We start from the raw sequence: 26,039 nt of genomic DNA, 5'->3' as shown, positions 1-26,039 counted from the left end.
ACGGCGACGTGCGCGAAAGTCGAAGCGAACTGACAGCATTCACTACGGAACCGGACAGGAGCGTGCGGAATCAGAAGGCACCGGTGCGGGGGCCGTGGCGAATCGGCACGAAAGTGCCCCCGGCTCGGGTGGATGTGGCCGGGTCACCCGACGCCTGGTCAATCGTTCAGCTGCGCAACACGGCGCCGACTCGCTGGGCAGCGCATTGCACCGCGGCGTCGCGTGCCGCGCTCGCGTCGTCTTCGGTCAGCGTGCGATCCGGTGCGCGGAACCGCAGCGCGAAGGTCAACGATTTTCGGTCGTCCCCGATTTGCGGGCCGGTAAAGACGTCGAACAGCTGCAGATCCTCCAGCAGATCTCCGGCACCGTCTCGGACGGCATCGGCGACCATCTGTGCCGAGACGTCGGCGGCCACCACCAGGCTGAGATCCTGGAACACCGCGGGAAAGGGTGAAACCCGCGGTGCTGGCAGCGTTTCGACAATGGGTATCGCGTCGAGATTTAGCTCGAGCGCGCAGGTGCCCTTCGGCAGGCCGGCCCGTTCGATCACCGCGGGATGCAGCTGGCCGGCGTGACCGACGACGGCTTCACCGACGAGCACCTCCGCGCATCGCCCCGGATGCCACGGCAGGTGTTGAGTGGCCCGCAGCATCACGTCGACGGCGCTGGCGCGCGCGATGATACGCACCGCTTCGAAGGCGTCGGCGGCCTCGACGGCGCGACCCGGGCCCCACGGTCCCCGCGGTTCACGTAGGCCAGTCAGCACCGCAGCGACGTGCTGTGGTTGGCGGGGCAGGGACGCATCCAGCGCGGCAATCTCCCCGTCGGTGGGCCGGCGGTGCACGGGAATTAGCTCGATGCCGCGAGTCTGATCAGTTGGCTGGACCACCTGCGCCACGGCGTAGAGCGCGACATCTGCCAGACCCCGGGAGACGTTGCGCCCCAGTGCCTCAAGCAGCGCGGGAAGCAATGTCGTGGCCAGCTGGGGACGGTCGGCTTCCAATGGATTGACAACATTTGTCGTCGCCCGTCGCGGATCGTCGGCGGCCAGCCCCCACAGGTCAAATACGCCGGCGGGCAGAAAAGGCGTCGGCAGGATCTCGGTGAATCCGGACAGTGCCAGCGACTTTCCGATCGCGCGGCGGCGCCGCTGGCCAGCGGTCAGCCCGCGACCCGCTGGCGCGGAGGGCAGCACCGAGGGAATAGCCTCGAGCCCCTCCAACCGCATCACTTCCTCAACGAGGTCAGCGGGCTGCTGAAGGTCCGGTCGCCAACTTGGCGGTGTCACGGTCAACGCCGCCTGGTCATCGACAAGCACCTCAGCACCGATCTGGGCCAGCCGCCGGGCTGTTGTGCCCGGGCCGTAGACCACTCCCGCAAACCGATCCGGCAGGTCAGCGTCGATCCGGATCGGTGGTGGCGACCAGTCACCGCGCGGCGGGTCACCCCGCCAGTCAGTCAGCGTCGGCGACACCGCTCCCCCGGCGATGTCGGCGAGCAGCGCCGCACAGCGATCCAGAGCGGCCACCGAAACTGCGGGGTCAACCGACCGTTCGTACCGGCGCGCCGCCTCACTGGGCAAGTGCAGTCGCCGCTGCGTGCGTGATACCGCGGCGGCGTCCCATATCGCCGCCTCGAGCAGCACATCGGTGGAATCGCCGCGCACCTCGGTGCTGGCCGCGCCCATGACGCCCCCGATCGCGGTGGTCGCGACCTCGTCGACGATCAGCACGTCGGTGGGATCGAGCCGGCGTTCCACATCGTCGAGAGTGACCACGGTTTCCCCGGGCCAGGCAAAGCGCACACTGAACGCCCCGCTGATCCGGTTGCGGTCGTGCGCATGCATCGGGTGACCCAGTTCCAGCATCACGTAGTTGGTCACATCCACTGCCGGCGAGGTCACGCGCATACCGCACATCAACAGCCGGCGTTGCAGCCACCATGGCGACACAGCACCCGGGTCGATGCCGGTGACGGGACGCAGCGCAAACCGGCGCACGCCGGTCTCGGGGTGCACGTTCAACGGCCATGCTTCGCCCTCGGCCGGTAACGGTGCGACATCGGCGGGATCGACAAAGTCCAGGTCGAATGCGCACGCGATCTCACGGGCCAAACCGCGGATCGACATGCAATAACCACGGTCGGGGGTGATGGCCAGATGGAAGACCACGTCATCAAAACCCAGGATGTCGGCGGCCGCTGCCCCAGGCTGGGCGGTTCCGGGCGGCAACACCAGGATCCCGGAATGCTCAGCCCCCAGACCGAGTTCGGCCGCCGAGCACATCATCCCCTTTGATTTGCGGCCATAGGTCTTGCGGACGACGATCTCGAATCCACTGGGCAAGATGGTGCCGGGCAGGGCCCCTACGACCAGGTCACCAACCGCAAAGTTGGTTGCGCCACAAACAATCTCGCGGCCCTCGCCCTCACCGAAGTCGACACTACAGGCACGGATCGGCTTCTTGAACCCGGAGAGCTCTTCAATCTCGATCACGCGGCCAACGGTCAACGGCCCGGTCACAGGTCCCACCGGAGTCACCGCTTCGACTTCGTGGCCGATGCGCACCAGCGCCTGCTCGAGCTCCTCCGGCGAGACATCCCACCCCGGCGCACCGGCCGCAACAACCTCACGCAGCCAGCTATAAGGGACACGCATCAGGCACCAACCCCGAACGGCAACGAGAACCGGACGTCGCCTTCAACCATGTCCCTCATGTCTGGAATTCCATTGCGGAACTGCAGCGTTCGCTCAAGACCCATACCGAATGCAAATCCTGAATACACTTCTGGATCAATTCCCGCGGCCCGCAACACGTTTGGATGCACCATTCCGCAGCCGCCCCATTCCACCCAGTCAGCTCCGCCCTTCTTGTTGGCAAACCATACATCGACCTCGGCGGAGGGTTCGGTGAATGGGAAAAAGTGCGGCCGAATTCGGGTGCGCGCCAGTGGCCCGAATTCCGAGCGGGCAAAGGCATCCAGCGTTCCGCGTAGGTGCGCCATGGTCAGCCCACGGTCCACGGCAAGACCCTCTACCTGATGGAACACCGGCGTGTGGGTGGCATCGAGCTCGTCGGTTCGGAATGTCCGGCCGATTGAAATGATGTAGACCGGCAACTCGCGCTCCAGCAAGGTCCGTACCTGCACCGGCGAGGTATGGGTCCGCAGCAACTGCCGAGAATCCTCCGGCGCGATGTAGAAGGTGTCTTGTTCGCTGCGCGCGGGGTGATCAGGCGGAAAGTTCAGAGCATCGAAGTTGAACTGCTCGGTCTCGACCTCCGGCCCTTCCGCCAGCTCCCATCCCATCGCGATGAAGGTGTCGGCGATGTGCTCGGCCAATATCGTGATCGGGTGCCGCGCGCCGGTCGGCTGCCGGGTCGACGGCAATGTGACGTCAATGCGCTCGGCCACCAACACGGCCGCGTCACGTTCGGCCCGCAGGACCGCCAACCGTTCGTCATAGCTGCACTGCGCGTCACCGCGAGCGAGGTTCACCGCCTTACCGGCGTCCGCGCGCTGTTCTTTGGGAAGCGTGCCCAAGGATTGGCGGGCCAGCGCCAGCGGCGAGCGGTCGCCGAGGTGCTCGGTCTTGGCGCGTGCCAATGCCTCCAGGTTGTCGGCCGAAGCAAAGGCCTGATGGGCAAGTTTGACTACGTTCGTCAATCCTTGCGGCGAAAGGTCGACGGGTTGATCACCCACGCGGCGACACTCTCCTTGCTGACGAGGTTGGGTATAGCTGCCTGGCTTCCCCCCGCACGGGAGTGGTGCTTGTACCCCGCAGGGGGCCACCCACCTCAGTCCGTCCCCCGTCCAACAAGTGGGTCCTCAAAGGACCCACGTCATCGCGGGGTGGGGTCACGGCACGGGTACGACGCAGATGCCGATCATAAGTCATGATCGGTTCGCTTCAGCGAACCCCACTGTACCCAGACATTCACTACCGGTCGGCGCTGCGCCTAAGCCGACGCGACCCGCATCGTTGTCCAGCGCGCCAAGCCGTATGCGACCAACGCACCCACCGCCCCCAGCGCCACCCCACTCGCCGATGTCCAGCGGGTATGTGCCAATAGCAGGAAACCGAACCCCGACGAGACCATCAGTAACGCGTAGCGCGCGGGAGTCCAGCGAATCGGGTGCCTGAAGCGCGCGGTCACCAGCATGCCCAGCAACAACGAAACGGCATGACCCGAGTCGGTGAAATCGCCGCCGGCGACCGCAGCCGCCAAGCCCAGGGCAACCCACCAGCCAATCCACGCCGGCCGCCACCGTCGCGAAATTGCCGCGGTAAGCGCCCCCAACACCGCCAGCGCGCCGTAGCTCATACCGACGTCGCTGACGTGGGCGATCGAAACGGGCAACCAACCGAACTCGACCGCACCGGCAAGCGTCGCCGCTACTAGTAGCGTCGCCCCTAGATGGCCGACGAAAAACGCGACGGTAAGCCGCGCGGTGCGCAAGTGGAGCTCGGCAAGGGCGAGCAGACAGGCCAGGCACGGGAGCCAGAAGTAGAGCGGACCCTCGTCGATGACGAAGGCGCTGTTCCACAGGGTTGCCAAGCGGCCATGCGCCAGATTGTGCAGGTTGGTGCTGGCATGGCGAATCACTCGCTCGTGAGCCTGCGGACCAAGCATCAGCATTGCGATGCTCACCGAGGCGAGCGCCGCTAGGTAGCTGACCGTGAAGCGGACCCGCGCGAGCCGGCACACGATGGCGAAAATCCACTGAATCGCGTAAGTCATTGCCTTCTACTATGCCTGCAAATCTGTGTCCGCGGTGTCACCAATAGTTGCCAGGTCTTTACGAGTGGTGAGGCGATAAATCGCCAAGTCCGGCGGAATCCCGGTTAGCTTGCCGGCAAACATCGGCCTGCGTGCCCGCTTGGCGACGACGCGCATGGCATCCAACTCGCTTTGTGGGATCAAGTCCAGGGTGGGGCTCGAGATCATGACGCCGCCCTTGGTAGCGCGTTCCATCACCCGAGCTGCGATGTTGACGTCGACTCCGAGCCAGTCAGCCGCCAGCCGCTGCGGTCGGCCGGTGTGGATACCGACTCGCATTCGCGGCGTATAGCCCTCCACTTCAACAGCTTTCACGGCATCTTGAGCAATCAGGACGGCACGCACCGCGACGGTGGGGTTGCGGAACACCGCCATGATCCCGTCACCCAAGCGCTTGACGATATGTCCACCGGCATCCAATAACGGCGGCTCGACGGCCCGCGCCACCTGCCGCAGCAATTTCAGGGCCGCGTCGTCGCCGGCTTGCAGCGACCACGTCGAGAAACCCACCAAATCGGTGAAGACCAGCGTCACCTCCGCATTCGCCGGCCGGCGCGAAACCGCCTCGGTGAACGCCTGCCACACCTGAAGCACACTCAGGCTGACCTCCCGCGATGCGGCATCGCGATCCCCCAGCAGCCGGTCGGCGGCCCGCGCCGCGGCACGGGGACCGCCGTCACCGGCGGTGGATAGCGGATCACCGAACTCAGGATCGCCGGGCAATAATCGCCGCGCTCGTCGGACGAAAGCCACCACACCAGGACTGTGGTTCGTGGATCTCAGCCACTCGACCGGAGAGCGTCGACGCGGGGCAGTCGCAGCCAGCGTGATCGCCGTCTCATCGGGCACGCCGGGATCCCCGTTGTCAGCGCCGACTTCCACCTCGCAAGGGTAGGTGGTGGTGGCTGACCCAGGCAACGACGGCCAAGCGGGTGTGTCACACCCTCCGAACAAACGCCCAGATCACCGTGGATCTGAGGCGTTGGACACGTCTAGAAACCGGGCACGAAGTCATCCAAGAGGCCCGTGATCAGGCCACCAAACTTGCTTCCGTCCAAGAGAATGGCGGTCGGCGCACCACTAGTCGGTGTCAACGTGAGCGTAGCGACGCTGGTGGGAGCCAGCAGACCCCCAACCGGGACACTGACATCCACCGACGTGTATCCAGACCCGTCCGGCGCGGGAACCATCTGCGATATTGCGGTTTGGCCGAACAGGAAGCCGTTCACCGCGCTGCCGGGAGCTGTCAGCAGGGCACCGGCCGCCCCTAGCAGGTCCCCACTTTGCACCGCGCCCGAAAATGCCGTGCCGCTGGCCTGCAGCGCAGCCGCCGTGGTGATCGCCGGGCCGAGCGCGTTCACCCCGAGCCGGAGCGGGAGGGGGACGTTGAGCGATCCCGAGTCGATGACGACTTCTCCCAGTGGCGAGGCTGTCCCGTCCAGCGTCCGGGCCACCGGACCGAATGGAGTATCGAAGCTGTAGGGAGCGCTGAACGGCACGCCCAACAGTGAGTCACCGAGCAACGCGCCGACAACGCCACCGCTGGTCCCGTCGGCCGCGGCGGCGGTGTAGCCGCCTGCGGTCGGCCCAACCAATGAGTGCCCCAGTAGCGCCTGGGCTGGCCCATTGACCACACCGAGTAACGCCTGCTTGGCAGTGACTTCGGCGCCGGCATACGCGGCTGCGGCGGTGTTCAACAGGGCGACGATCTGCTCATGAAACGCGGCTGCCTGGGCGCCCAGCTCCTGGAACTCCTCGGCGGCCGACCCAAATGCAGCGGTGACGGCTATCGAAACTCCATCGGCCGCGGGTGCGACAAGCTCGATCGTCGGTGCCGCGGCAGCAGCCTGGGCCGCAGTTAGGGCCGAGCCAATGCTTTCCACATTGTCGGCCGCTGCGGCCACCATTTCGGGCGCCACGTTCAGAAACGACATAGCTCTGTCTCCCTTGATTGACCAAAAGATTCACCAGCTAAACACCGCGAAAGTTAGTGTACAGCCGAGCAAACGTCCTGTTTATAACAATTTCTTGGGAGCTCTCCCCGAGGCCGGATTTCCGCTACCCGCGATGTCGGCCAGCCACGGTTCAGGTGCCGCCCCAGCCGCCAGTCAGCGGCCCTCACGGGAGCGGCCGGGACCGAATTTCTGGACAACAAACAGGCTGATCACGCCGTTGCTACACCACTGTGGACACTCGGTAACACCATCGCCGGATATCCGCCGAAACCGTAGACAACGTGCGTTGTCACCGCCTATCGTGAGCGCAAATTGAACGCATGGAGGCCGTGATGACAGCCACCTCTCCGCCAGCGGCCAACCCGCTCGGGCCAGACTCGCTGACCTGGAAGTACTTCGGCGACCTGCGCACCGGGATGATGGGCGTGTGGATCGGCGCGATCCAAAACATGTATCCCGAGCTGGGCGCTGGCGTCACGGAACACTCGATCCTGCTCCGCGAGCCACTGCAGCGGGTGGCCCGGTCGGTCTACCCCATCATGGGTGTGGTCTACGACGGCGACCGCGCCGCTCAGACCGGACAGCAGATCAAGGGTTATCACCGAACCATCAAGGGCGTGGACGCCGATGGACGTCGCTACCACGCACTCAATCCGGAAACCTTCTACTGGGCACATGCCACGTTCTTCATGCTGGTGGTCAAGGTGGCCGAATACTTCTGCGGTGGCTTGACCGAGGCCGAGAAGCGCAAGTTGTTCGACGAGCACGTGCAGTGGTACCGGATGTATGGGATGAGCATGCGCCCGGTACCCGAGACGTGGGAAGACTTTCAGGATTTCTGGGAGCGGGTGGGCCGCGACGAACTCGAGATCAATCAGGCCACCCTCGACATTTTCAATATGCGCATCCCCAAGCCGAAGTTCGTACTCATGCCCACAGGCATCTGGGACCAGCTGTTCCGACCGCTGGTGGCCGGTCAGCGCTGGATTGCCGCCGGCCTATTCGAGCCGGCCGTCCGTGAGAAGGCGGGCATGCACTGGACCCAGGGCGACGAGGTGTTGTTGCGATTGTTCGGCAAGGCCGTCGAGCTGGCGTTTCTGGCGGTGCCCGATGAGATCCGGCTACACCCCCGGGCGCTGGCCGCCTACCGACGGGCTGAGGGACGAGTCAAACGTGACGCTCCACTGGTCGAGGCGCCCAGTTTCATGGCGCCTCCATCGGATCGCCGTGGCCTGCCCATGCATTACTTCCCGCCACGCGCCCACCCGGCCAAGGTATTGCTCGAACGGGCGGGATCGCTGGTCCACAGCACCCTCTCGATCGCCGGGCTGCGGCCCGCTCGCGGTCGGAGTCGCACCACGACCGCGGCCTAGGAATCAGCGATCGCTGCTCAATGCCCGGGCGCTCTGATACAGACAAATGGCCGCGGCCGCGGCCACGTTGAGGCTCTCCGCTCCCCCAGACATCGGAATGCGGACGCGGTGATGCGCCGCAGCAGCGACCTCGGCCGACAATCCGTGTGCTTCCGGGCCGAACAGCCACGCGGTGGGAGCTTCGAGCAGTTGGTCGATGTCGTCGAGGGACTTCTCACCGTCTAGCACGCTGGCCAGCACCTGTAGACCGGCCCCACGTAACGCACCAAGCGCTGCGCTGGTGTCAGGCGCGACGATGACGGGAATCGCAAAGATGCTGCCGGCCGATGCGCGCAAACACTTCCCGTTATAGGGATCGACACTGTTGCCGGCCAGAACCACCGCGTTGGCCCCCATGGCATCGGCAATGCGGATGAGTGTGCCCGCGTTGCCCGGCTCGCCGATCTCGACGGCCACCGCAACCAGCCGCGGCGCACCGCTGAGTACCTCCGCCAATCCGGTCGTCGGCATTTCGCAGACGGCAACGAGGCCGCTTGGGGTAACGGTGTCGGACAAAGCCTTTGCGGCACGCTCTGTCACCACATAGACCGGCGCATCCTGCCGGGCTAGCAGCGGCTCGTGCCGTTGCTCGGCGGCCTCGGTGACATACAGCTCGCGGATCAGCCCGCGCGCCGCCGCGGCCTCGACGAGGTTAGGCCCTTCGGCGAGAAAGCGGCTCGTGCGGCGACGCCCCACGTGGCGCTGCAATTTTGCCGCTGCCGAAACCCTGGCCGAGCGCTCGGTGAGAATCTGAGCGGGGCCGGTGGGCCGGCTCCGCTCAGATTCGTGCACGGCATACGCGGTCGCCGGATAGCGACGAAAGTGCCCGGCTCCTCGTCGGGCCGGGCACAGCCCGCATCGTCGCCAGGTTAAGCAGCCTCTCCGGAGGGGGCGTTGACATCCTCCGGCAACGCAGCGCGGGCAACATCGACCAGCGCGGTGAACGCCGCCGGATCGGTGATCGCGATGTCAGCCAGGTTCTTGCGGTCCACCTCGACGCCAGCGGCCTTGAGCCCCTGAATCAGCCGGTTGTAGGTGATGTCGTTGGCACGCGCGGCCGCATTGATGCGCGAGATCCACAATTTCCGGAACTCGCCCTTGCGCGCGCGACGGTCACGGTAGGCGTAGTTCAGTGAATGCAGCTGCTGCTCTTTGGCTTTGCGGTAGAGCCGCGACCGCTGGCCGCGATAGCCTTTCGAGGCTTTTAGGACTGAGCGCCGCTTCTTGTGGGCATTAACTGCCCGCTTAACGCGTGCCATGGGTTGTTCCTACTCTCATTCGGACGTGGTTGGTCAGGTGCTGGCGCCGGCCGGTCTTTGAGACGGCGGGTTAGCCATTCAGCAGCGATTTGACTCGCTTGGTGTCGTTGGCGGCCACCGTGGTGCGGCCATCCAGGCGCCGGGTTCGCTTGCTCGACTTGTGCTCGAGCAGGTGCCGACGGTTGGCCTTCTGCCGGACAATCTTTCCGGTACCGGTACGCCGGAAGCGCTTCGAGGCCCCGCTGTGGGTCTTAGCCTTGGGCATTTTTCCTCAGTTCTGGTATTCGCTAACGAGTTAGTTCGGTTGGTTGTCACCGTCGGCCGAATGGGCCACGGGGTCGTCAGGATGCCGGGCCCTGGCACGTGTCTTTGCGCCGCGGTGCGGTGCCAGCACCATCGTCATGTTGCGCCCGTCCTGCTTGGCGGAGGTTTCGACGAACCCGTACTCGGCGACATCGGCGCCCAGCCGCTGCAGCAGTCGGTAGCCCAACTCCGGCCTGGACTGCTCGCGCCCGCGGAACATGATGGTGACCTTGACCTTCGATCCCGCCTCCAGGAAGCGGATCACGTGGCCCTTTTTGGTCTCGTAATCATGGTCGTCGATCTTCGGCCGCAGCTTCTGTTCTTTGACAACGGTCTGCTGCTGGTTGCGGCGGGATTCACGCGCCTTTTGCGCCGCCTCGTACTTGTACTTGCCGTAGTCCATGATCTTGCAGACCGGTGGTCTGGCGTTCGGGGCAACTTCGACAAGGTCGAGGTCGGCATCCGCGGCGACGCGGAGTGCGTCTTCGATACGCACTATGCCTACCTGCTCCCCTCCTGGGCCGATCAATCGGACTTCAGGTACGCGAATGCGCTCGTTGACGCGGGTCTCAGTGCTGATGGGGCCTCCCTGGTTGGTCTTATTCCACGGCGGTCAGAGCCCGGACGGGCGGGAATCAACGCGGTGGAATGCCAAGCCATCAGCAAAAAGCCCTGCGCTAGCAGGGCCCAATGCCGACCGATCGCGGGCCCAGTAGTGACTACTGCAGCCGCCTGCGTCACACGCAGAACAGGCAATTTCGTGATGCCTGTGACCGGACCACACAACCTTGAAAACCGAGAAAGTTCTCGTGGCTAGCGGTGGGAGTGGGACTCCACTTAACTGTCCCTGGCCTTCGCCGGGATGGTCGCGACCGTCAGTCTAGCAGCCACGACGCTCTACCCGGACAATGTGCTCACCCAGCCGCCGACCCGCGCGCACCAGGGCGGTAGGACTCGGCTGCCACTTCGCCGGGATTTTCCGGTTCATAAGGAATATCCTCGCGGTCTGTGACCGTCACAAAGCCTCGCTCGGTGCAGGGTAGGCACATCTCTCGGTATGACTGGGTTCCGGCCGCCGCTGGCTGGGCCGTCGGGGTCATCGCGACCCTGTCACTGCTGGCCAGCATTTCGCCGCTGGTTCGGTGGATCATCAAGGTTCCCCGAGAATTCATCAACAGTTATCTGTTCAATTTTCCCGACACCAGCTTCGCCTGGTCTTTTGTGCTGGCACTGCTGGCGGCGGCCCTGGCCGCGCGTAAACGGATCGCCTGGCTACTGCTGCTGACCAACGTCGTCTTGGCGGCTTTCCTCAACGCCGCCGACATCGCCGCGGGCGGCAACACCGCGGCCCAGAACTTCGGCGAAAACCTCGGGTTCGCAGTACACGTGGTGGCGATCGTCGTGCTGGTGCTGGGATATCGGCAGTTCTGGGCCAAGGTCCGCAGGGGTGCACTGTTCAAGGCGGCCGCGGTGCTGGTGGCCGGTGGTGCGATCGGAATCCTGGTGTCCTGGGGCCTGGTCGAGCTGTTTCCGGGATCCCTCGCGCCGCACGACCGTTTGCCCTACGTGGCCAACCGGGTGATCGGCTTCGCCCTGGCCGATCCCGACCTGTTCACCGGCCGGCCGCACGTCTTCCTCAACGCCATGTTCGGCTTGTTCGGCGCTCTCGCCCTAATTGCGGCCACCATCGTGCTGTTTCAGTCCCAGCGTGCCGACAACGCGTTGACCGGCGAGGACGAGTCGGCCATCCGGGGGTTGCTCGAGCTGTACGGCAACAGCGACTCGCTGGGCTACTTCGCGACCCGTCGCGACAAGTCGGTGATATTCGCCTCCAGCGGCCGTGCCGCCATCACCTATCGGGTCGAAATCGGTGTCTGCCTGGCCAGTGGCGATCCGGTAGGCGACCCGCGGTCGTGGCCGCAAGCGATCGACGCATGGCTACGGCTGTGCCAGACCTATGGTTGGTCGCCCGGTGTGATGGGGGCCAGTTCACAAGGGGCCAAGGCATATCGCGAGGCGGGTTTGAACGCGCTTGAACTCGGCGACGAGGCGATCTTGGTGCCCGCCGATTTCACGCTGTCCGGCCCCGACATGCGCGGCGTGCGCCAAGCCGTGACCAGGGCACGTCGCGCCGGTCTGACGGTGCGCATCCGGCGTCACCGGGATATCTCCGACGCCGAAATGGAACAGACGATCGATCGCGCCGACGGCTGGCGCGACACCGAATCCGAGCGCGGCTTCTCGATGGCGCTCGGCCGCCTCGGCGACCCGGCCGACACCGACTGCTTGTTGGTCGAGGCGCTTGACCCCGACGACCTGGTAGTGGCGATGTTGTCGCTGGTGCCTTGGGGTACCAGCGGGGTCTCCCTGGACCTGATGAGACGTTCTCCGCAATCGCCCAACGGCACCATCGAGCTGATGGTCAGCGAACTGGCGCTGCGCGCCGAAGGCCTCGGCATTAGCCGCATCTCGCTGAACTTCGCGATGTTCCGGTCGGCTTTCGAGCAAGGCGCCCAATTGGGCGCCGGGCCGGTGGCCCGCTTGTGGCGTTGGCTGCTGGTCTTCTTTTCCCGGTGGTGGCAAATCGAGACGCTGTACCGATCCAACCAGAAGTATCAGCCGCAATGGGTGCCCCGCTACGCCTGCTATGAGGACGCGCGGGTGATCCCCAAGGTGGGTGTCGCCTCCGTGATCGCCGAGGGGTTCCTGGTATTGCCATTCAGCCGGCGCAACAAGGTGCACACCGGTCACCATCCCGCGGTCCCCGAACGGCTGGCGGCCACCGGTTTGTTGCACCATGACGGATCGGCGCCCGACGTCAGCGGGCTGCGGCAATCGGCAATTGCCGACGGCTACGACCCCCAACGTCGGCTGCCCGAGCAAGTCCGGGTGCGGCTGAACAAGTTGAAGAAATTGCGCAGCAGCGGCATTGACGCCTATCCGGTGGGCGAACCGCCCACTCATACAGTCGCGCAAGCGATGGACGCCGACGACCAGGCGAGCGTGTCGGTATCCGGGCGGATCTTGCGGGTACGCAACTACGGTGGAGTGCTGTTCGCGCACTTGCGCGACTGGAGCGGCGAGATTCAGGTGCTGCTGGACAACTCGCGACTCGAGCAGGGCCGCGCCGCGGATTTCAACGCGGCCATAGACCTTGGTGACCTGGTCGAGATGACCGGGCAGATGGGTTCGAGCAAGACCGGAACGCGATCACTGATCGTGCACCGCTGGCGTCTGATCGGTAAGTGCCTGCGCCCCTTGCCCAACAAGTGGAAGGGGTTGACCGATCCCGAAGCCCGAGTGCGGACCCGCTACGTAGACCTCGCTGTCAACGCCGAGTCGCGCGCCCTCATCACGGCCCGCAGCGCGGTGCTGCGCTCCGTCCGAGAAACCCTGTCCGCCAAGAGGTTCATCGAGGTCGAGACACCCATCCTGCAACAGGTACACGGCGGCGCAACGGCCCGCCCGTTCATCACCCACATCAACACCTACTCCATGGACCTGTTCTTGCGCATCGCGCCGGAGCTGTATCTCAAGCGGCTGTGCGTCGGCGGGGTGGAACGGGTCTTCGAACTCGGCCGGGCCTTTCGGAATGAGGGCGTCGACTTCAGCCACAACCCGGAGTTCACCCTGTTGGAGGCCTATCAAGCGCACGCCGACTACCGGGTATGGATCGACAGCTGCCGCGAGCTGATCCAAAACGCCGCCCAGGCCGCCAACGGTGCACCCGTCGCGATGCGCCCGGCCGGCGGCGGCCGCCTCGAACCGGTGGACATCTCGGGGGTCTGGGCGGTCAAGACCGTGCACGACGCGGTGTCAGAGGCCCTCGGTGAGCAGATCGACGCCGATACCGACTTGGCCACCCTGCGCAGGCTGGCCGACGCCGCACGCATCCCCTATCGGGCGCAGTGGGATGCCGGCGCGGTGGTGCTGGAGCTCTACGAACACCTGGTGGAGAGCCGCACCGAGCAGCCGACGTTCTACCTCGACTTCCCGACCTCGGTGTCCCCGCTGACCCGGCCGCATCGCAGCAAGCCCGGAATCGCCGAACGTTGGGACCTGGCGGCCTGGGGCGTCGAGCTTGGTACCGCCTACAGCGAGCTCACCGACCCCGTCGAACAGCGGCTCCGCTTGGAGGAGCAGTCTTTGCTCGCCGCCGGCGGGGATCCCGAAGCGATGCAGCTCGACGAAGACTTCCTGCAGGCCATGGAATACGCGATGCCGCCCACCGGGGGCCTCGGCATGGGCGTCGACCGGGTCGTCATGCTGATCACCGGGCGCAGCATCCGTGAAACGCTCCCGTTCCCGCTGGCCAAGCCGCACTAATCCCAGCCAGCTCACAGCTATTCCCCGCGGTTGGGGGCCGGTGATGTTTGACAATGAGACCGTGACAACGTCGCCGCCTGCCCTGGCGCGCGTGTTGGCCAGTACTCACACCTCTTTGATGCATGGTTGGGTGCCGGACACCGTGCAGGTCGTGACCGCGATCGTGCTGCTGCTTGCCATCGGTTGGCGATCTCGGCGGCGACTACCCGCGGCCGTGATTTTTGGCGCCATAGCGGCCTGGGCAACCCGTTGGTACCTGGGCACACTGGCCAATGAGCCCGTCCCGGCGGCGTTGTGGGTGTGGGTCGGGTTGACCGCGGTGGCCGCGGCGATGCTGGTCGTGGGCTGGCGCGGGGCCCGCTGGCGACGCCGCACCGCCTCCCTGGTCGCAGTTCCACTCTGTGCGCTTTGCGCGGCGCTGGGGCTCAACATCTGGGTCGGCTACTTCCCGACCGTGCAGGCCGCGTGGAATCAGCTGAGCTCTGGCCCGTTGCCGGATCAGGCGGACCCGGCCGCGGTTGTCGCGATGGCCGGCAAGGGAGTGCGCCCAGCGCACGGCAGCATGGTTCCGGTGGCGATCCCGTCCAACGCGTCGCACTTCAAACACCGGGGTGAACTCGTCTATCTGCCTCCCGCCTGGTTCGCCAGCTATCCGCCGCCGCGGCTGCCGGCGGTGATGATGATCGGCGGCCAGTTCAACACGCCCGCCGACTGGGCGCGCGCCGGTAACGCCCTGCGCACGATCGACGATTTTGCGCTCGCCCACAACGGCAATGCACCGGTGCTGGTGTTCGTGGATTCCGGGGGCGCCTTCAACAACGACACCGAATGCGTCAACGGGCGGCGCGGCAACGCAGCCGACCATCTAACTAAAGATGTTGTGCCCTATATGATCTCGGCGTTTGATGTCAGCCCCGAACCATCAAACTGGGGCATTGTGGGCTGGTCGATGGGCGGGACCTGCGCGGTAGATCTGACCGTCATGCACCCTTCCCTGTTCAGCGCCTTTGTTGATGTTGCGGGCGACTTTTACCCAAACGCGGGAAACAAGGCGGAAACCATCACCAGGCTTTTCGGCGGCAATGCTGACGCCTGGGCCGCGTTCGACCCGACAACGGTGATCAACCGACATGGGCAGTACACCGGAATTTCGGGCTGGTTCAGCATTTCGGTACCGGCGGGGCCGGGAGCCGCGCGTGACGTCGCGATCACCGACCCCGCCGTGATGCGGCTGGCCGGACGCGAAGCCGCCGCCAATCCGAGCAACCAGACCGCCGCGGCCAACTCCTTGTGCGCACTGGGTCGCGCCAACGGCATCGACTGCGCGGTGGTCCCCCAGCCGGGACGGCACGACTGGCCCTTCGCCGACCAGGTGTTCGCCCGGGCGCTGCCGTGGCTGGCCGGTCAGCTGGGGACCCCGGGAGTGCCTCGTATTCCGCTGCCAGGCACGGCGTCTCCGGCGACTCAGGTGGTTCCTGCCGGCCGGTGATTTCGTTGTCCCCCTCGAACGGCTGAAGCAACCCGCGGCCCAACATCGCCACAGCTGGTGCTGATGGCGTTGGTTCCGGCGTTGGTCGTGGAGCAGACGGCACTAGTTCGATCGCCGCCCGCAGTAACGTGGCGGGATGCCCGACCAACCAGAGCCTCCCGCCGAGACGCCGTCTGCACCCCCCGACCCGGGGTACGACGACGCCGGCACGCCGACCTTCGAGTCGGTCCGCGAAAAGATCGAGTCCCGCTACGCGACGGCGCTGGGCGCGGCGGAACTCGACGCGGAGACATCCGAAGGACGCACCGTCGAGGAACAGTACGAGCAACGCCAGCGGGCCGCGGCTGAGCGGTTGGCACAGATCCGCGAGTCGATGCGCGAGCATGAGTGACACTGTCCCCACCTCGCGGGTAGGCACCCAATTCGGGCCCTACCGGCTACGGCGATTGCTCGGCCGCGGCGGGATGGGCGAAGTCTACGAAGCCCACGACACCGTCAAAGACCGCACCGTGGCGCTCAAACTCATGTCCCAACAGTTCAACTCAGACAGCACATTTCGCCGTCGCATGCAGCGGGAGGCCCATACCGCCGGCCGCCTGCAAGAACCGCACATCGTGCCCATTCACGACTTCGGTGAGATCGACGGCCAACTGTTCATCGACATGCGCTTCATCGAAGGCGCTGACCTGGGTTCGGTGCTCAAGCGCGGCGCGCTACCCGCACCACGCGCCGTGGCCATCGTCAGCCAGGTGGCTGAAGCGCTCGATGCCGCGCACCGGGGCGGAGTCGTGCACCGCGACATCAAACCCGAAAACATCCTGATCACCGGCAACGACTTCGCCTACCTGGTCGACTTCGGGATCGCGGCGGCAGCCACCGACCAACACCTCACCAAGACCGGAACCGCGGTGGGCAGCTGGAGCTACATGGCGCCAGAACGATTCGGCGACGACGAAGTCACCTACCGTTCGGACATCTACGCGCTGGCCTGTGTGCTCTACGAATGCCTCACTGGCACACCGCCTTACCAGACCCAGAACCTGAGCACGCTGATGGGCGCACACCTGATGCAGCCGATCCCCCGCCCCAGCCGGCACCGCCCCGACATCCCGACCGCCTTTGACGAGGTGATCGCCCGGGGCATGGCCAAAGACCCCGCTTTGCGCTAGCCCACCGCCGGTGAGCTGGCGCGTGCCGCCCGGCAGGCATTGAGCGCTGGGGACCAAGAACGCGCGGCGACCCTGATCGCCGGTACCCACCAGCTCGCCGCGCCACCTAGGGGTCCGATGCCGTGGGCCCCGCCACCGTGGACCTCACCGGCGCGGCGCACCCGCACACCGTGGCTCCTGGCGGTCGCAGTCCTGGTTGTTGTCATCGTGGTCGTCGGCACCGGCATCTTCTTGGCCCGCAAGGAGCCCGCTAGCGGTCCCACCGGTGGCGTCAGCACGACTGCTGGGGCCCCGTCGGGCACCACTGCGACAGCCGGCCCGACCGTGGCGCCCACGCAATTGGAATCGTTTCTGCTCAGTCCCGAACAGATCAACACCATTGTCGGCACAACGGGCATCGTCATTGACCACAACGCGACCGAGATGACCGATCCCGGTCCGGAAAACTCGCTGTCAACCGAGCAATGCCTTGGCGCACTCATCGGCTACCAGACCCGGACGTACAAGAGCAGCGGGTACACCGGCATGCTTGCCCAGCTGATGCAAAAGCCGTGCAGCACAACCGGATACGTTGTGGTTCAGGGCGCCGTGATCTTCGCATCCGCAGACCAGGCCGTCGGATTTGTGGCGACTCAGGCCGATCAGTGGCGCAGCTGCGCCGGGAAAGACGTGACCCAACTCAACAATGGCAAGACATCCCGATGGACCTTCCGGGACGTCAGCGGCGCCCCACCCAAGATCTCGCTGCAGCGCGATTTGGCCGACAGCGTCGTGGTCTGCCAACACGTGCTCAGCGCGGTGTCCAACATCGTCCTGGACGTCAACGTGTGCGCGCCCAATGTCACCGACCAAGCCAGCGAGATCGCCGACACCATGGCCGCCAAGGTACCGACGTGAGGACACCCGATCGGTGCGCCGCCGCCGTGCCCAACCGACGCGGCGGACTCAGGCGCTGACTTTTCGCCGCCGGTTCGTCCGGCGCGCAGTAGTCGATGGGCGCCGGGCGGCCAAGACTTCGGCCAGAAACTTCCCGGTGTAGCTTTCCGGCACCGCGGCGATATCCTCCGGCGCGCCCTGAGCGACGACGGTGCCGCCGCCGGCACCCCCCTCCGGTCCCATGTCGATGATCCAATCCGAGGTCTTGATGACGTCGAGGTTGTGTTCGATCACGACCACGGTGTTGCCTTTGTCCACCAGGCCGCTGATGACGTTCAACAGCTTTCGGATGTCATCGAAATGCAAACCGGTGGTGGGCTCGTCGAGGATGTAGATCGTGCGGCCGGTCGAGCGCTTTTGCAGCTCGGATGCCAGCTTGACCCGTTGCGCCTCACCCCCGGACAGTGTCGGCGCGGGCTGGCCGAGCCGCACGTAGCCCAGGCCGACGTCGACCAGGGTGCGCAGATAGCGGTGAATGCCGGAGATGGGCTCGAAGAAGTCCGCGGCTTCCTCGATCGACATGTCCAGCACCTCGGAGATGGTTTTGCCATTGTAGTACACTTCGAGGGTTTCCCGGTTGTAGCGCGCGCCCTGGCAGACCTCGCACGGCACGTACACGTCGGGCAGGAAGTTCATCTCGATCTTGATGGTCCCGTCGCCGGTGCAGGCCTCACACCGGCCGCCCTTGACGTTGAAGGAGAAACGTCCCGGCTGATAGCCGCGGACCTTGGCCTCGGTGGTGGCTGCGAACAAGGTGCGGATCTTGTCGAACACCCCCGTATAGGTGGCCGGGTTGGATCGCGGCGTACGGCCAATCGGCGATTGGTCCACACGCACCAGCTTGTCCAGGTGGTCAAGCCCGGTGATGCGGGTGTGCCGGCCCGGCACCTGGCGGGCGCCGTTGAGCCGATTCGCCAACACCGCGGCCAGGATGTCGTTGACCAGTGTTGACTTTCCCGAACCCGAAACTCCCGTCACCGAGGTCAGCACCCCGAGCGGAAACGCCACATCGATACCGCGCAGGTTGTGCTCGCGGGCACCAACCACGGTGAGTTGTCGGCGGGAGTCGACGGACCGACGGCTGGTCGGAATTTCTATCCCTTCCCGCCCGGACAGGAAGGCACCGGTGATGGAACTCTGGTTACGGAGCAACTCCTGATACGGCCCGCTGTGCACGATGCTGCCGCCGTGCTCGCCGGCCCCCGGCCCGATGTCGACGACCCAGTCGGCATGCTCGATGGTGTCCTCGTCGTGCTCGACCACGATCAGCGTGTTGCCCAAATCCCGCAGGCGGGTGAGAGTTTCAATCAGCCGACGGTTGTCGCGCTGGTGTAGCCCGATCGACGGCTCGTCAAGCACATACAGGACGCCGACCAGACCAGACCCAATCTGTGTGGCCAGCCGGATGCGCTGTGCCTCGCCTCCGGACAGCGTGGCCGCCGCACGCGACAAAGACAGGTACTCCAGCCCGACATCGAGCAGGAAGCCGAGTCGCGACTGGATCTCCTTGAGCACCTGACCGGCGATCGCCTGCTCGCGCGCACCCAGGGTGAGCGCGTTCAGAAAATCTGCGCAGTCTGAGATGGACAGCTCACAGACCTCGGCGATCGACTTTGCATCCTGCTCCCCCGCGGCCAACGTGACCGACAGGATTTCCGGCTTGAGCCGGGCCCCGTCACACACCGGGCAGGGCACGTCGCGCATGAAGCCCTCGTAGCGTTCCTTCATCTGCTCGGACTCGGTCTGCGCCATCTTGCGTTGCAGAAATGCCAGAACGCCTTCGAAGTCGGCGTAGTAGGACCGGGTGCGTCCGTACCGGTTGCGATAGCGCACGTGTACCTGCTCGTCGGCACCTTCCAGAATTGCCTTGCGAGCCTTGGCGGGCAGCTTGCGCCAGGGGGTGTCGACATCGAAGCCGAGTGCGTCCCCCAGCCCGGCGAGCATGCGCGTGAAGTATTCGGCGGTGTGGCCGGTAGACCACGGCGCTACCGCGCCCTCGGCCAGTGTGCGATCCGGGTCGGGCACCACCAGGTCGGGATCGACCTCCTTGCGAATCCCCAGACCGCTGCATTCGGGGCAGGCGCCGTAAGGCGAGTTGAACGAAAACGACCGTGGTTCCAGGTCGTCGACGGCCAGCGGATGCCCGTTGGGACAGGCCAGTTTCTCGGAGAATCGCTGTTCGCGAGGATGATCGTGCTCATCGTGATCGTCGGGGAATTCCAGCACGACAATGCCATCGGCCAGATTCAACGCCGTCTCCACCGAGTCGGTCAGCCGCTGCTTGGCGGCCGCTTTGACGGTGAGCCGGTCCACCACCACTTCGATGTCGTGCTTTTCCTGCTTATTCAGCTTCGGCGGATCCGTCAACGGGTGAACCACCCCGTCGACCCGTACCCGGCTATAGCCCTGGGCGTTGAGCTTGTCGAACAGGTCCGCAAACTCACCCTTGCGGGTGCGGACCACCGGGGCCAGCACCAGGAATCGCGTGCCCTCCGCCATGGCCAGCACCTGATCGACGATTTGCTGCGGGGTCTGACGCGCGATCCGTTCACCGCAGGTCGGACAGTGCGGAGTGCCCGCCCGTGCGTACAACAGGCGCAGGTAGTCGTACACCTCGGTGATGGTGCCAACGGTCGAACGCGGGTTGCGGTTGGTCGACTTTTGGTCAATGGACACCGCCGGGGAAAGTCCCTCGATGAAATCGACGTCCGGCTTGTCCATCTGTCCCAGGAACTGGCGGGCATAGGCCGACAGTGATTCCACATAGCGGCGCTGGCCTTCAGCGAAGATCGTGTCGAAGGCCAGCGAGGACTTGCCCGATCCGGATAAACCGGTGAACACGATCAGCGCATCACGGGGCAAGTCGAGGTCGACACCGCGGAGGTTATGCTCGCGCGCACCCTTGACGATCAGGCGGTCAGCCACGCTGTCCCTTTCACAGAAGTTCGTTTGCCGGAATGCCGGTCGGGCTTCCGACTTGTGACCCCATATCAGCCAATAGGAACGCGGCACGGCATGGGCCGCATTCCATGCTAGGTGGCCCCTATGACAAGGGCTGAACAAGGCGGGACGGTTGGGGTTTGGTCAGGCCAGCTCGGGCGCCGCAGTAACCTGACGCCTATGACCGTCGTCGATGACAACTACACCGGACACGTCGACCCCGGGACCGTGGCTCGGCGCACTTTGCCTGGTACCACCATCCTCAAGGCGTCGGTCGGCCCCATGGACAACAACGCCTACCTGGTGACCTGTTCGGCGACCGGGCAGACGCTGCTGATCGATGCCGCCAATGACGCCGAGGTGCTGATCGACCTGATCCGGCGGTACGCCCCCAAGATCGCGCTGATCGTCACCAGCCATCAACACTTTGACCATTGGCAGGCGCTGCAGGCGGTGGCCGAAGCCACCGGCGCCCCAACGGCCGCACACGAGATCGACGCCGAACCCCTACCAGTCAAACCGGACAGATTGTTGGCCAACGGGGACCGAGTACAAATCGGCGAGCTCAGCTTCGACGTGATCCACCTGCGCGGACACACCCCCGGATCCATCGCGCTGGCCCTGGACGGGGCTGCCACGGGCGGAATCACCCAACTGTTCACCGGTGACTGTCTATTCCCGGGCGGGGTCGGCAAGACCTGGCAGCCGGGTGACTTCACCCAGCTAGTGGAGGACGTCAGCAGCCGCGTGTTCGACGTCTACCCGGATTCCACGGTCGTGTACCCCGGCCATGGTGATGACACCGCGCTGGGCGTCGAACGTCCTCATCTCGACGAATGGCGCGAGCGGGGTTGGTAGCCCCGATCGCGGTCGGACTCCGAGCAGCAGTCGGCCCGTCCCCCGAACCGGGATGACGGGCCGAGCCTTTCTGATGATTCAACAGTAGGAACTAAGACGGACGATCGCGGTCCACGCTGCTAGCTTGCCGCGACCTGCTTGCGCCCGTAGACGCGCTCCATCAACGCGGTATCGGTGTGCACCTGCACCCGCACCACTTTGCCGTCGCGAAGCGTGTAGACGTCAGCGTCCTGACCTCTCTCCTGGCCAACACTGACATCGGTGAGCGCGACAACCATGTCACCGTCGGCAAGGAACTTGTGGGGTGTGGCCGTCGTCGACTTCTCCGCCAGCCGAGCCAGGAACTGGCCGAATTCACCTTTGCCGTGGTAGGTGCCGCTGATTTCACTCTCACCGGGCTGGACCCACTCGATGTTGTCATCGAACAGGCTCATCACCTTCTCGATGTCACCGGCAGCAAACGCCGCGTATCCCTGCCTGATCCGCTCGATGTTTTCTTCTTGTTCCGACATCGTCGATTCCCTTCGTGCGACCCGACATTTCGGCCACGACAGGCTTGGCAAGGTCACGGGAGTCGGTCTCGGTCGGCCCTCGGATCAGTCAGACCATTCGCCGCCGGCTCAAATCTACGCCCACACACAGGGAAATCGCAGATACTAAACACAGAATTTCCCAGGCTGCGACAGTCTTTCTGATATCATCCGCCGCCGCTGCGCACAATCTTCGATGGCCGCAGGCATGAAACAACGGCGCGAGCGGCCGTCATCACCTCGACAGCGGCAAGCCCAGCTACGACGAACCGCTACCAGATGGACCGGACGTCCATCACGTCAACGAATGACGTAAGCGAAGCCGGAAACCCGGCAGCAAAGTTTGACCGCTAGGTGGTGTGCACGATCAGCACGTCGACCTTGGCCCGCCGCGAGACGTTGGCCGGCACCGATCCCAGCAACCGGCCCGCGATCGTGCTGAGCCCGACATTGCCGACAACCAGCAGGTCGGCCTTCACTTCCTCGGCCAGGTTCACCAGCGCATCGACGGGAGCGCCGACCACCGGGCGCTCCTCGACGTTCTTGGCACCGGCGTTGTGCGCCCGCTCCTTGGCATCGTGCAGGATCTCGTAGATCGGGGCGGTTCCCGTGACCTTGTAGCTTTCTTCCCTGAGCACGTCAGCCGCCCGCGCGTCTTCGTGCTGAGGCAGGTACGCCGACGCGATGATCAACTTGGCATCGGCACCGGCGATCTGCGCGGCGCGGTCCACCGCACGCAACGACGAGTCCGAACCGTCGGTTCCTACCACCACGGTCCCATAGGCGCCCATTAAACCTCCCAGTGTCGGTTGCTACGCCAACCCCAGACAGTATCTCTTTGCCTGATGTAGGTGGCTCAGATTAACCACAACGGAACGGCGTGGCGCAAGCATCTATTTGCCTGACCAGCGGGGTTCATCGGACACTATTGCCAATGACAACGCCCCCAAACCTCAACGCCGGCTTTGGAATTTCAAGCAGCACAACACTTTTCGCGATTATGGGCCGCCCAGCCGGGCGGGCCCCCCAAACCTCGCGGTCAACGGCCGTCCAACCCCCGAAAGATGACGCGTGACCAGGATCATCGCTGGGCCCTTACAGTGACAAGCATCATGTCCACACCGACGCTCGAGCAGGGCGCGACGGCTACCGACAAGGCCGAGCGCGTACGCCCACGTGGCCGGCGGCTCGACCCGTGGTTGATGGCTTTGCTGGCAACGCTGATCAGCGTCGCCTGGGCCGGTAGGCCCTCTCTGTGGTTCGACGAGGGCGCAACGATTTCGGCGGCCGCGAACCGGACGTTGCCGGAGCTGTGGAAACTGCTGGGCCACATCGATGCCGTGCATGGCTTCTACTACCTGCTGATGCACGGCTGGTATGCGATCTTTCCGCCGACGGAATTCTGGTCGCGGGTGCCCAGCAGCTTGGCCATCGGCGGTGCCGCCGCGGGTGTAGTCGTGTTCACCAAGCAGTTCTCCGGACGCTCCACCGCGTTGTGCGCGGGTGCCGTCTTTGCCATCCTGCCGCGGGTGACGTGGGCGGGAATCGAGGCCCGCTCCTCGGCCTTGTCGGTGGCGGCCGCGGTCTGGCTGACCGTGCTGCTGGTCGCCGCGGTGCAGCGTAACCGGCCATGGCTATGGCTGCTCTACGCGCTGGTGTTGATGGTGTCGATCCTGATCAACATCAACCTGGGGTTGTTGGTGCCCGTCTATGGCGCGCTGCTACCGCTGCTGGCCCCCAAGAAATCTCGAAAATCTCCCGGCATCTGGTGGGCCGTCACCTCGGTGGTCGCGATTGGGGCAATGACGCCGTTCGTGCTGTTCGCGCACGGGCAGGTTTGGCAGGTCGGATGGATCTCGGGGCTGAACCGCAATCTGTTCCTGGACGTGGTGCATCGCCAATACTTCGACCACAGTGTCGCGTTCGCCATCCTGGCCGGCGTGCTTGTCGTCGCCGCCATCGCCGTGCGGCTGACCGGCATAGCGAGGCCGGGCGAGGGGACGCGCCCGCTACTGCTGGCCAGCATCGCTTGGGTTGTCATACCCACTGGCATCGTTCTGCTGTACTCGGCGATCGTTGAACCGATCTACTACCCCCGCTATCTGATCCTCACCGCCCCGGCGGCCGCCGTCATCCTGGCGGTGTGCATCGTCACGCTTGCCCGCAAACCCTGGCTCATCACCGGTGTCGTGGTGCTGCTGGCCGTCGCGGCGTTCCCGAACTATTTCTTCACCCAACGCGGCCCATACGCCAAGGAGGGTTGGGACTACAGCCAAGTGGCCGATGTCATCAGCGCCCATGCCGCACCGGGAGACTGTCTGCTGGTGGACAACACCGTGCCCTGGAAGCCGGGGCCGGTCCGCGCGCTACTGGCCATCCGGCCGGCCGCGTTCCGGTCGCTGATCGACGTGGAGCGCGGCGCCTACGGGCCCAAGGTCGGCACCTTGTGGGACGGCCATGTTGCCGTGTGGCTGACCACGGAGAAGATCAACAAGTGCTCGACGTTGTGGACGATCTCCAATCGCGACAACGCACTTCCTGACCATGAAGTCGGGCCGGCGTTGTCGCCGGGGACGGCGTTCGGCAAAACCCCGGTCTACCTATTCCCCCACTACCTGGGATTCCACATCGTCGAGCGATGGCAGTTCCACTACTCGCAGGTCATCAAGTCAACCCGGTGAGCGACGATCGTGGTGGGTCGCCTGGTAGGACGCGATGAAGCCGACCGCGGCCAGCACAGTGAAGACGGTATAGAGCCACCGGGCAGCGGCCACCTCTCCACCGGTCGCGGTATTGACCACCACCCCGGCCAGTCCGGCGCCAAACGCCGCCGAGACCAACTGCACAATGTTGATCGCCGCGGCCGCCGAGCTGCTCTCGGCCGGGCCGTCGACGCAATCCATTGCGCGCACCGTGAGATGCGGCCACGCGATACCGATACCGGCCCCGGTGATCAACAGCGCAAGCGCCCAAAGCGCCACGGTCGGCAGCGACGCATCCGCGCGCTGCGTGACGGCACCCAGCGCCAGACCCGACGCCATCACCAGCGGCGCTACCGCAATGATGTAGCCAATGAGTCTGGGGTTGGTCAGTGAAGCGCTGACGATCTCGCCGGCCGTCCAACCGAATGCCAAAGCCGCACCGAGGAATCCGGCAGCCACCGGCGTCAGGTGCCCTAACCCCTGACCAAACAGCGGCACATACGTCGTGACCATCGCGGCAACCATCTGCACCGACATGGTCAGATAGATCCATTTCAATGGTCCGCTACCAAACGCGCTGTGCGGCAGGACCGCGACATGCATGCGCCAGTCGACAATCACGAAGATGCCGACTAGCAAGGCGCCAGCGACAAGCAGCCCGGCGGTCGCCACCAGATACTGCGGGATTTCGGCGACGCTGACGGCCAGCGCGGCCGCGCCCATCAGCAACAGCGACCACACCGGCACCTTGTGCGCCGGGGCCACCGGTTTCTCGCCGCCCACTGCCACCCCGTTGGACAGCACGACCAGGACCAAGAGCGTCATCAACCCGGCCATCGTCGCCATCACGCCAAACGCCCACCGCCACAATCCGAACTGCGCGAACAATCCGCCCGTGGCGGGCCCGATCAAGGTCGCGACGCCCCGCATCGCCGAGACCAGCGGCGACCCGCGGGTCCATAGGTTGTGCGGCAAAGCCGCATTGATGAGCGCATAACCCAGCCCTGCCAGCAATCCACCGGCCACCCCCTGCAGGGTCCGCCCGGCGACCAGCATTTCCATGTTCTGCGCGGCCGCACAGACCAGGCTGGCGAAGCCGAACACGGTCAGCCCCATCAGATACGACATGCGAGCGCCGACCTTCAGCAGCATCGCGTTGACCGTGGTGGCCGAGACGACCGAGCCAACCAGATACAGGGTCGTCACCCAGGCATAAAGCCGGCTGCCCCCGATTTCGGCGATGGCGCTTGGCAGCAGGCTGACGGTGAGAAACTCGCTGGTCGCGTACATCGCGACACCGCCGGCCAGCAGGGAGGCTGTCCCCAGATGCCCGCGAAGTAGCTCTCGCCAGCTACCGGTCTCCCTCGCGGTCTCGGTCACCT

The 26,039-nt window shown here is 65.1% G+C and carries 19 protein-coding genes and 1 pseudogene; 7 read left to right on the top strand and 13 right to left on the bottom strand.

Going from position 1 to position 26,039, the window contains the following annotated elements:
• Window positions 1–166 precede the first annotated feature (166 nt).
• From pheT to MPSD_RS12270, 5 genes are all read right to left on the bottom strand, one after another.
• Complete coding sequence (pheT, locus tag MPSD_RS12290; RefSeq protein ID WP_086085868.1) at window positions 167–2,656, bottom strand: phenylalanine--tRNA ligase subunit beta; 2,490 nt, start codon at window positions 2,654–2,656, stop codon at window positions 167–169.
• Entirely contained in the window at window positions 2,656–3,699 is a 1,044-nt protein-coding gene (pheS, locus tag MPSD_RS12285) for a phenylalanine--tRNA ligase subunit alpha (protein ID WP_086085869.1), read from the bottom strand. The genes pheT and pheS overlap by 1 nt, the downstream gene beginning before the upstream one ends.
• A 257-nt stretch (window positions 3,700–3,956) precedes the next feature.
• Window positions 3,957–4,739: a rhomboid-like protein gene (locus MPSD_RS12280; RefSeq protein ID WP_015355968.1), complete on the bottom strand. Its 783-nt coding sequence runs from the start codon at window positions 4,737–4,739 to the stop codon at window positions 3,957–3,959.
• A gap of 9 nt (window positions 4,740–4,748) precedes the next feature.
• A complete protein-coding gene (locus MPSD_RS12275) occupies window positions 4,749–5,660 on the bottom strand; it encodes an adenylate/guanylate cyclase domain-containing protein (RefSeq protein ID WP_197716255.1) in 912 nt (303 codons plus the stop codon).
• Between the two features lie 110 nt (window positions 5,661–5,770).
• On the bottom strand, window positions 5,771–6,712 hold the full coding sequence (locus MPSD_RS12270) for a PE family protein (protein ID WP_086085311.1): 942 nt from the start codon (window positions 6,710–6,712) through the stop codon (window positions 5,771–5,773).
• Window positions 6,713–7,065: 353 nt separating this feature from the next.
• On the opposite strand from MPSD_RS12270, the gene MPSD_RS12265 reads away from it, so the two are divergent.
• Window positions 7,066–8,106 (top strand): oxygenase MpaB family protein, encoded by a 1,041-nt coding sequence (locus tag MPSD_RS12265; RefSeq protein WP_086085313.1) that lies wholly within the window; start codon window positions 7,066–7,068, stop codon window positions 8,104–8,106.
• A gap of 3 nt (window positions 8,107–8,109) precedes the next feature.
• Here the strand turns inward: MPSD_RS12265 and MPSD_RS12260 are convergent, their stop codons facing one another.
• The 4 genes from MPSD_RS12260 to infC form a co-directional block, all read right to left on the bottom strand.
• Entirely contained in the window at window positions 8,110–8,895 is a 786-nt protein-coding gene (locus MPSD_RS12260) for a TrmH family RNA methyltransferase (protein ID WP_036427376.1), read from the bottom strand.
• Between the two features lie 119 nt (window positions 8,896–9,014).
• Entirely contained in the window at window positions 9,015–9,404 is a 390-nt protein-coding gene (gene rplT / locus MPSD_RS12255) for a 50S ribosomal protein L20 (RefSeq protein ID WP_012394192.1), read from the bottom strand.
• Window positions 9,405–9,474: 70 nt separating this feature from the next.
• Entirely contained in the window at window positions 9,475–9,669 is a 195-nt protein-coding gene (rpmI, locus tag MPSD_RS12250) for a 50S ribosomal protein L35 (RefSeq protein ID WP_011739748.1), read from the bottom strand.
• Window positions 9,670–9,699: 30 nt separating this feature from the next.
• Window positions 9,700–10,287, bottom strand: a complete 588-nt coding sequence (infC, locus tag MPSD_RS12245; RefSeq protein ID WP_084472603.1) for a translation initiation factor IF-3 — start codon at window positions 10,285–10,287, stop codon at window positions 9,700–9,702.
• Window positions 10,288–10,715: 428 nt separating this feature from the next.
• On the opposite strand from infC, the gene lysX reads away from it, so the two are divergent.
• From lysX to MPSD_RS12225, 4 genes and pseudogenes are all read left to right on the top strand, one after another.
• Window positions 10,716–14,033: a bifunctional lysylphosphatidylglycerol synthetase/lysine--tRNA ligase LysX gene (gene lysX / locus MPSD_RS12240; protein ID WP_086085310.1), complete on the top strand. Its 3,318-nt coding sequence runs from the start codon at window positions 10,716–10,718 to the stop codon at window positions 14,031–14,033.
• Between the two features lie 43 nt (window positions 14,034–14,076).
• Entirely contained in the window at window positions 14,077–15,522 is a 1,446-nt protein-coding gene (locus MPSD_RS12235; RefSeq protein WP_020787666.1) for an alpha/beta hydrolase, read from the top strand.
• A 136-nt stretch (window positions 15,523–15,658) separates the two neighbouring features.
• Window positions 15,659–15,913, top strand: coding sequence for a hypothetical protein (locus MPSD_RS12230; protein ID WP_012394188.1), 255 nt, complete (start codon window positions 15,659–15,661; stop codon window positions 15,911–15,913).
• Window positions 15,906–17,588, top strand: a pseudogene (locus MPSD_RS12225) (serine/threonine-protein kinase PknH/PknJ). Before MPSD_RS12230 ends, MPSD_RS12225 begins: the two are co-directional and overlap by 8 nt.
• A gap of 48 nt (window positions 17,589–17,636) precedes the next feature.
• Here the strand turns inward: MPSD_RS12225 and uvrA are convergent.
• Window positions 17,637–20,552 (bottom strand): excinuclease ABC subunit UvrA, encoded by a 2,916-nt coding sequence (gene uvrA / locus MPSD_RS12220; RefSeq protein WP_086085309.1) that lies wholly within the window; start codon window positions 20,550–20,552, stop codon window positions 17,637–17,639.
• Window positions 20,553–20,747: 195 nt separating this feature from the next.
• Here uvrA and MPSD_RS12215 point away from each other — a divergent pair, with 195 nt between their 5' ends.
• A complete protein-coding gene (locus MPSD_RS12215; RefSeq protein ID WP_020787670.1) occupies window positions 20,748–21,425 on the top strand; it encodes an MBL fold metallo-hydrolase in 678 nt (225 codons plus the stop codon).
• A gap of 119 nt (window positions 21,426–21,544) precedes the next feature.
• On the opposite strand, the gene MPSD_RS12210 is transcribed toward MPSD_RS12215, so the two are convergent.
• Entirely contained in the window at window positions 21,545–21,937 is a 393-nt protein-coding gene (locus MPSD_RS12210) for a nuclear transport factor 2 family protein (RefSeq protein WP_012394184.1), read from the bottom strand.
• A gap of 368 nt (window positions 21,938–22,305) precedes the next feature.
• Window positions 22,306–22,746, bottom strand: a complete 441-nt coding sequence (locus MPSD_RS12205; protein WP_012394183.1) for a universal stress protein — start codon at window positions 22,744–22,746, stop codon at window positions 22,306–22,308.
• A 273-nt stretch (window positions 22,747–23,019) separates the two neighbouring features.
• Between MPSD_RS12205 and MPSD_RS12200 the strand changes: the two genes are divergently transcribed.
• Window positions 23,020–24,636: a mannosyltransferase gene (locus MPSD_RS12200; protein WP_086085308.1), complete on the top strand. Its 1,617-nt coding sequence runs from the start codon at window positions 23,020–23,022 to the stop codon at window positions 24,634–24,636.
• Here the strand turns inward: MPSD_RS12200 and MPSD_RS12195 are convergent.
• Window positions 24,625–26,037: an MFS transporter gene (locus MPSD_RS12195; RefSeq protein ID WP_020787672.1), complete on the bottom strand. Its 1,413-nt coding sequence runs from the start codon at window positions 26,035–26,037 to the stop codon at window positions 24,625–24,627. The two genes, MPSD_RS12200 and MPSD_RS12195, sit on opposite strands and share 12 nt — an antisense overlap.
• Window positions 26,038–26,039: the final 2 nt, after the last annotated feature.

The organism is Mycobacterium pseudoshottsii JCM 15466, assembly GCF_003584745.1.
Taxonomy (GTDB): Bacteria; Actinomycetota; Actinomycetes; order Mycobacteriales; family Mycobacteriaceae; genus Mycobacterium; species Mycobacterium marinum.
This window is presented reverse-complemented; position numbering and strand designations above follow the sequence as displayed.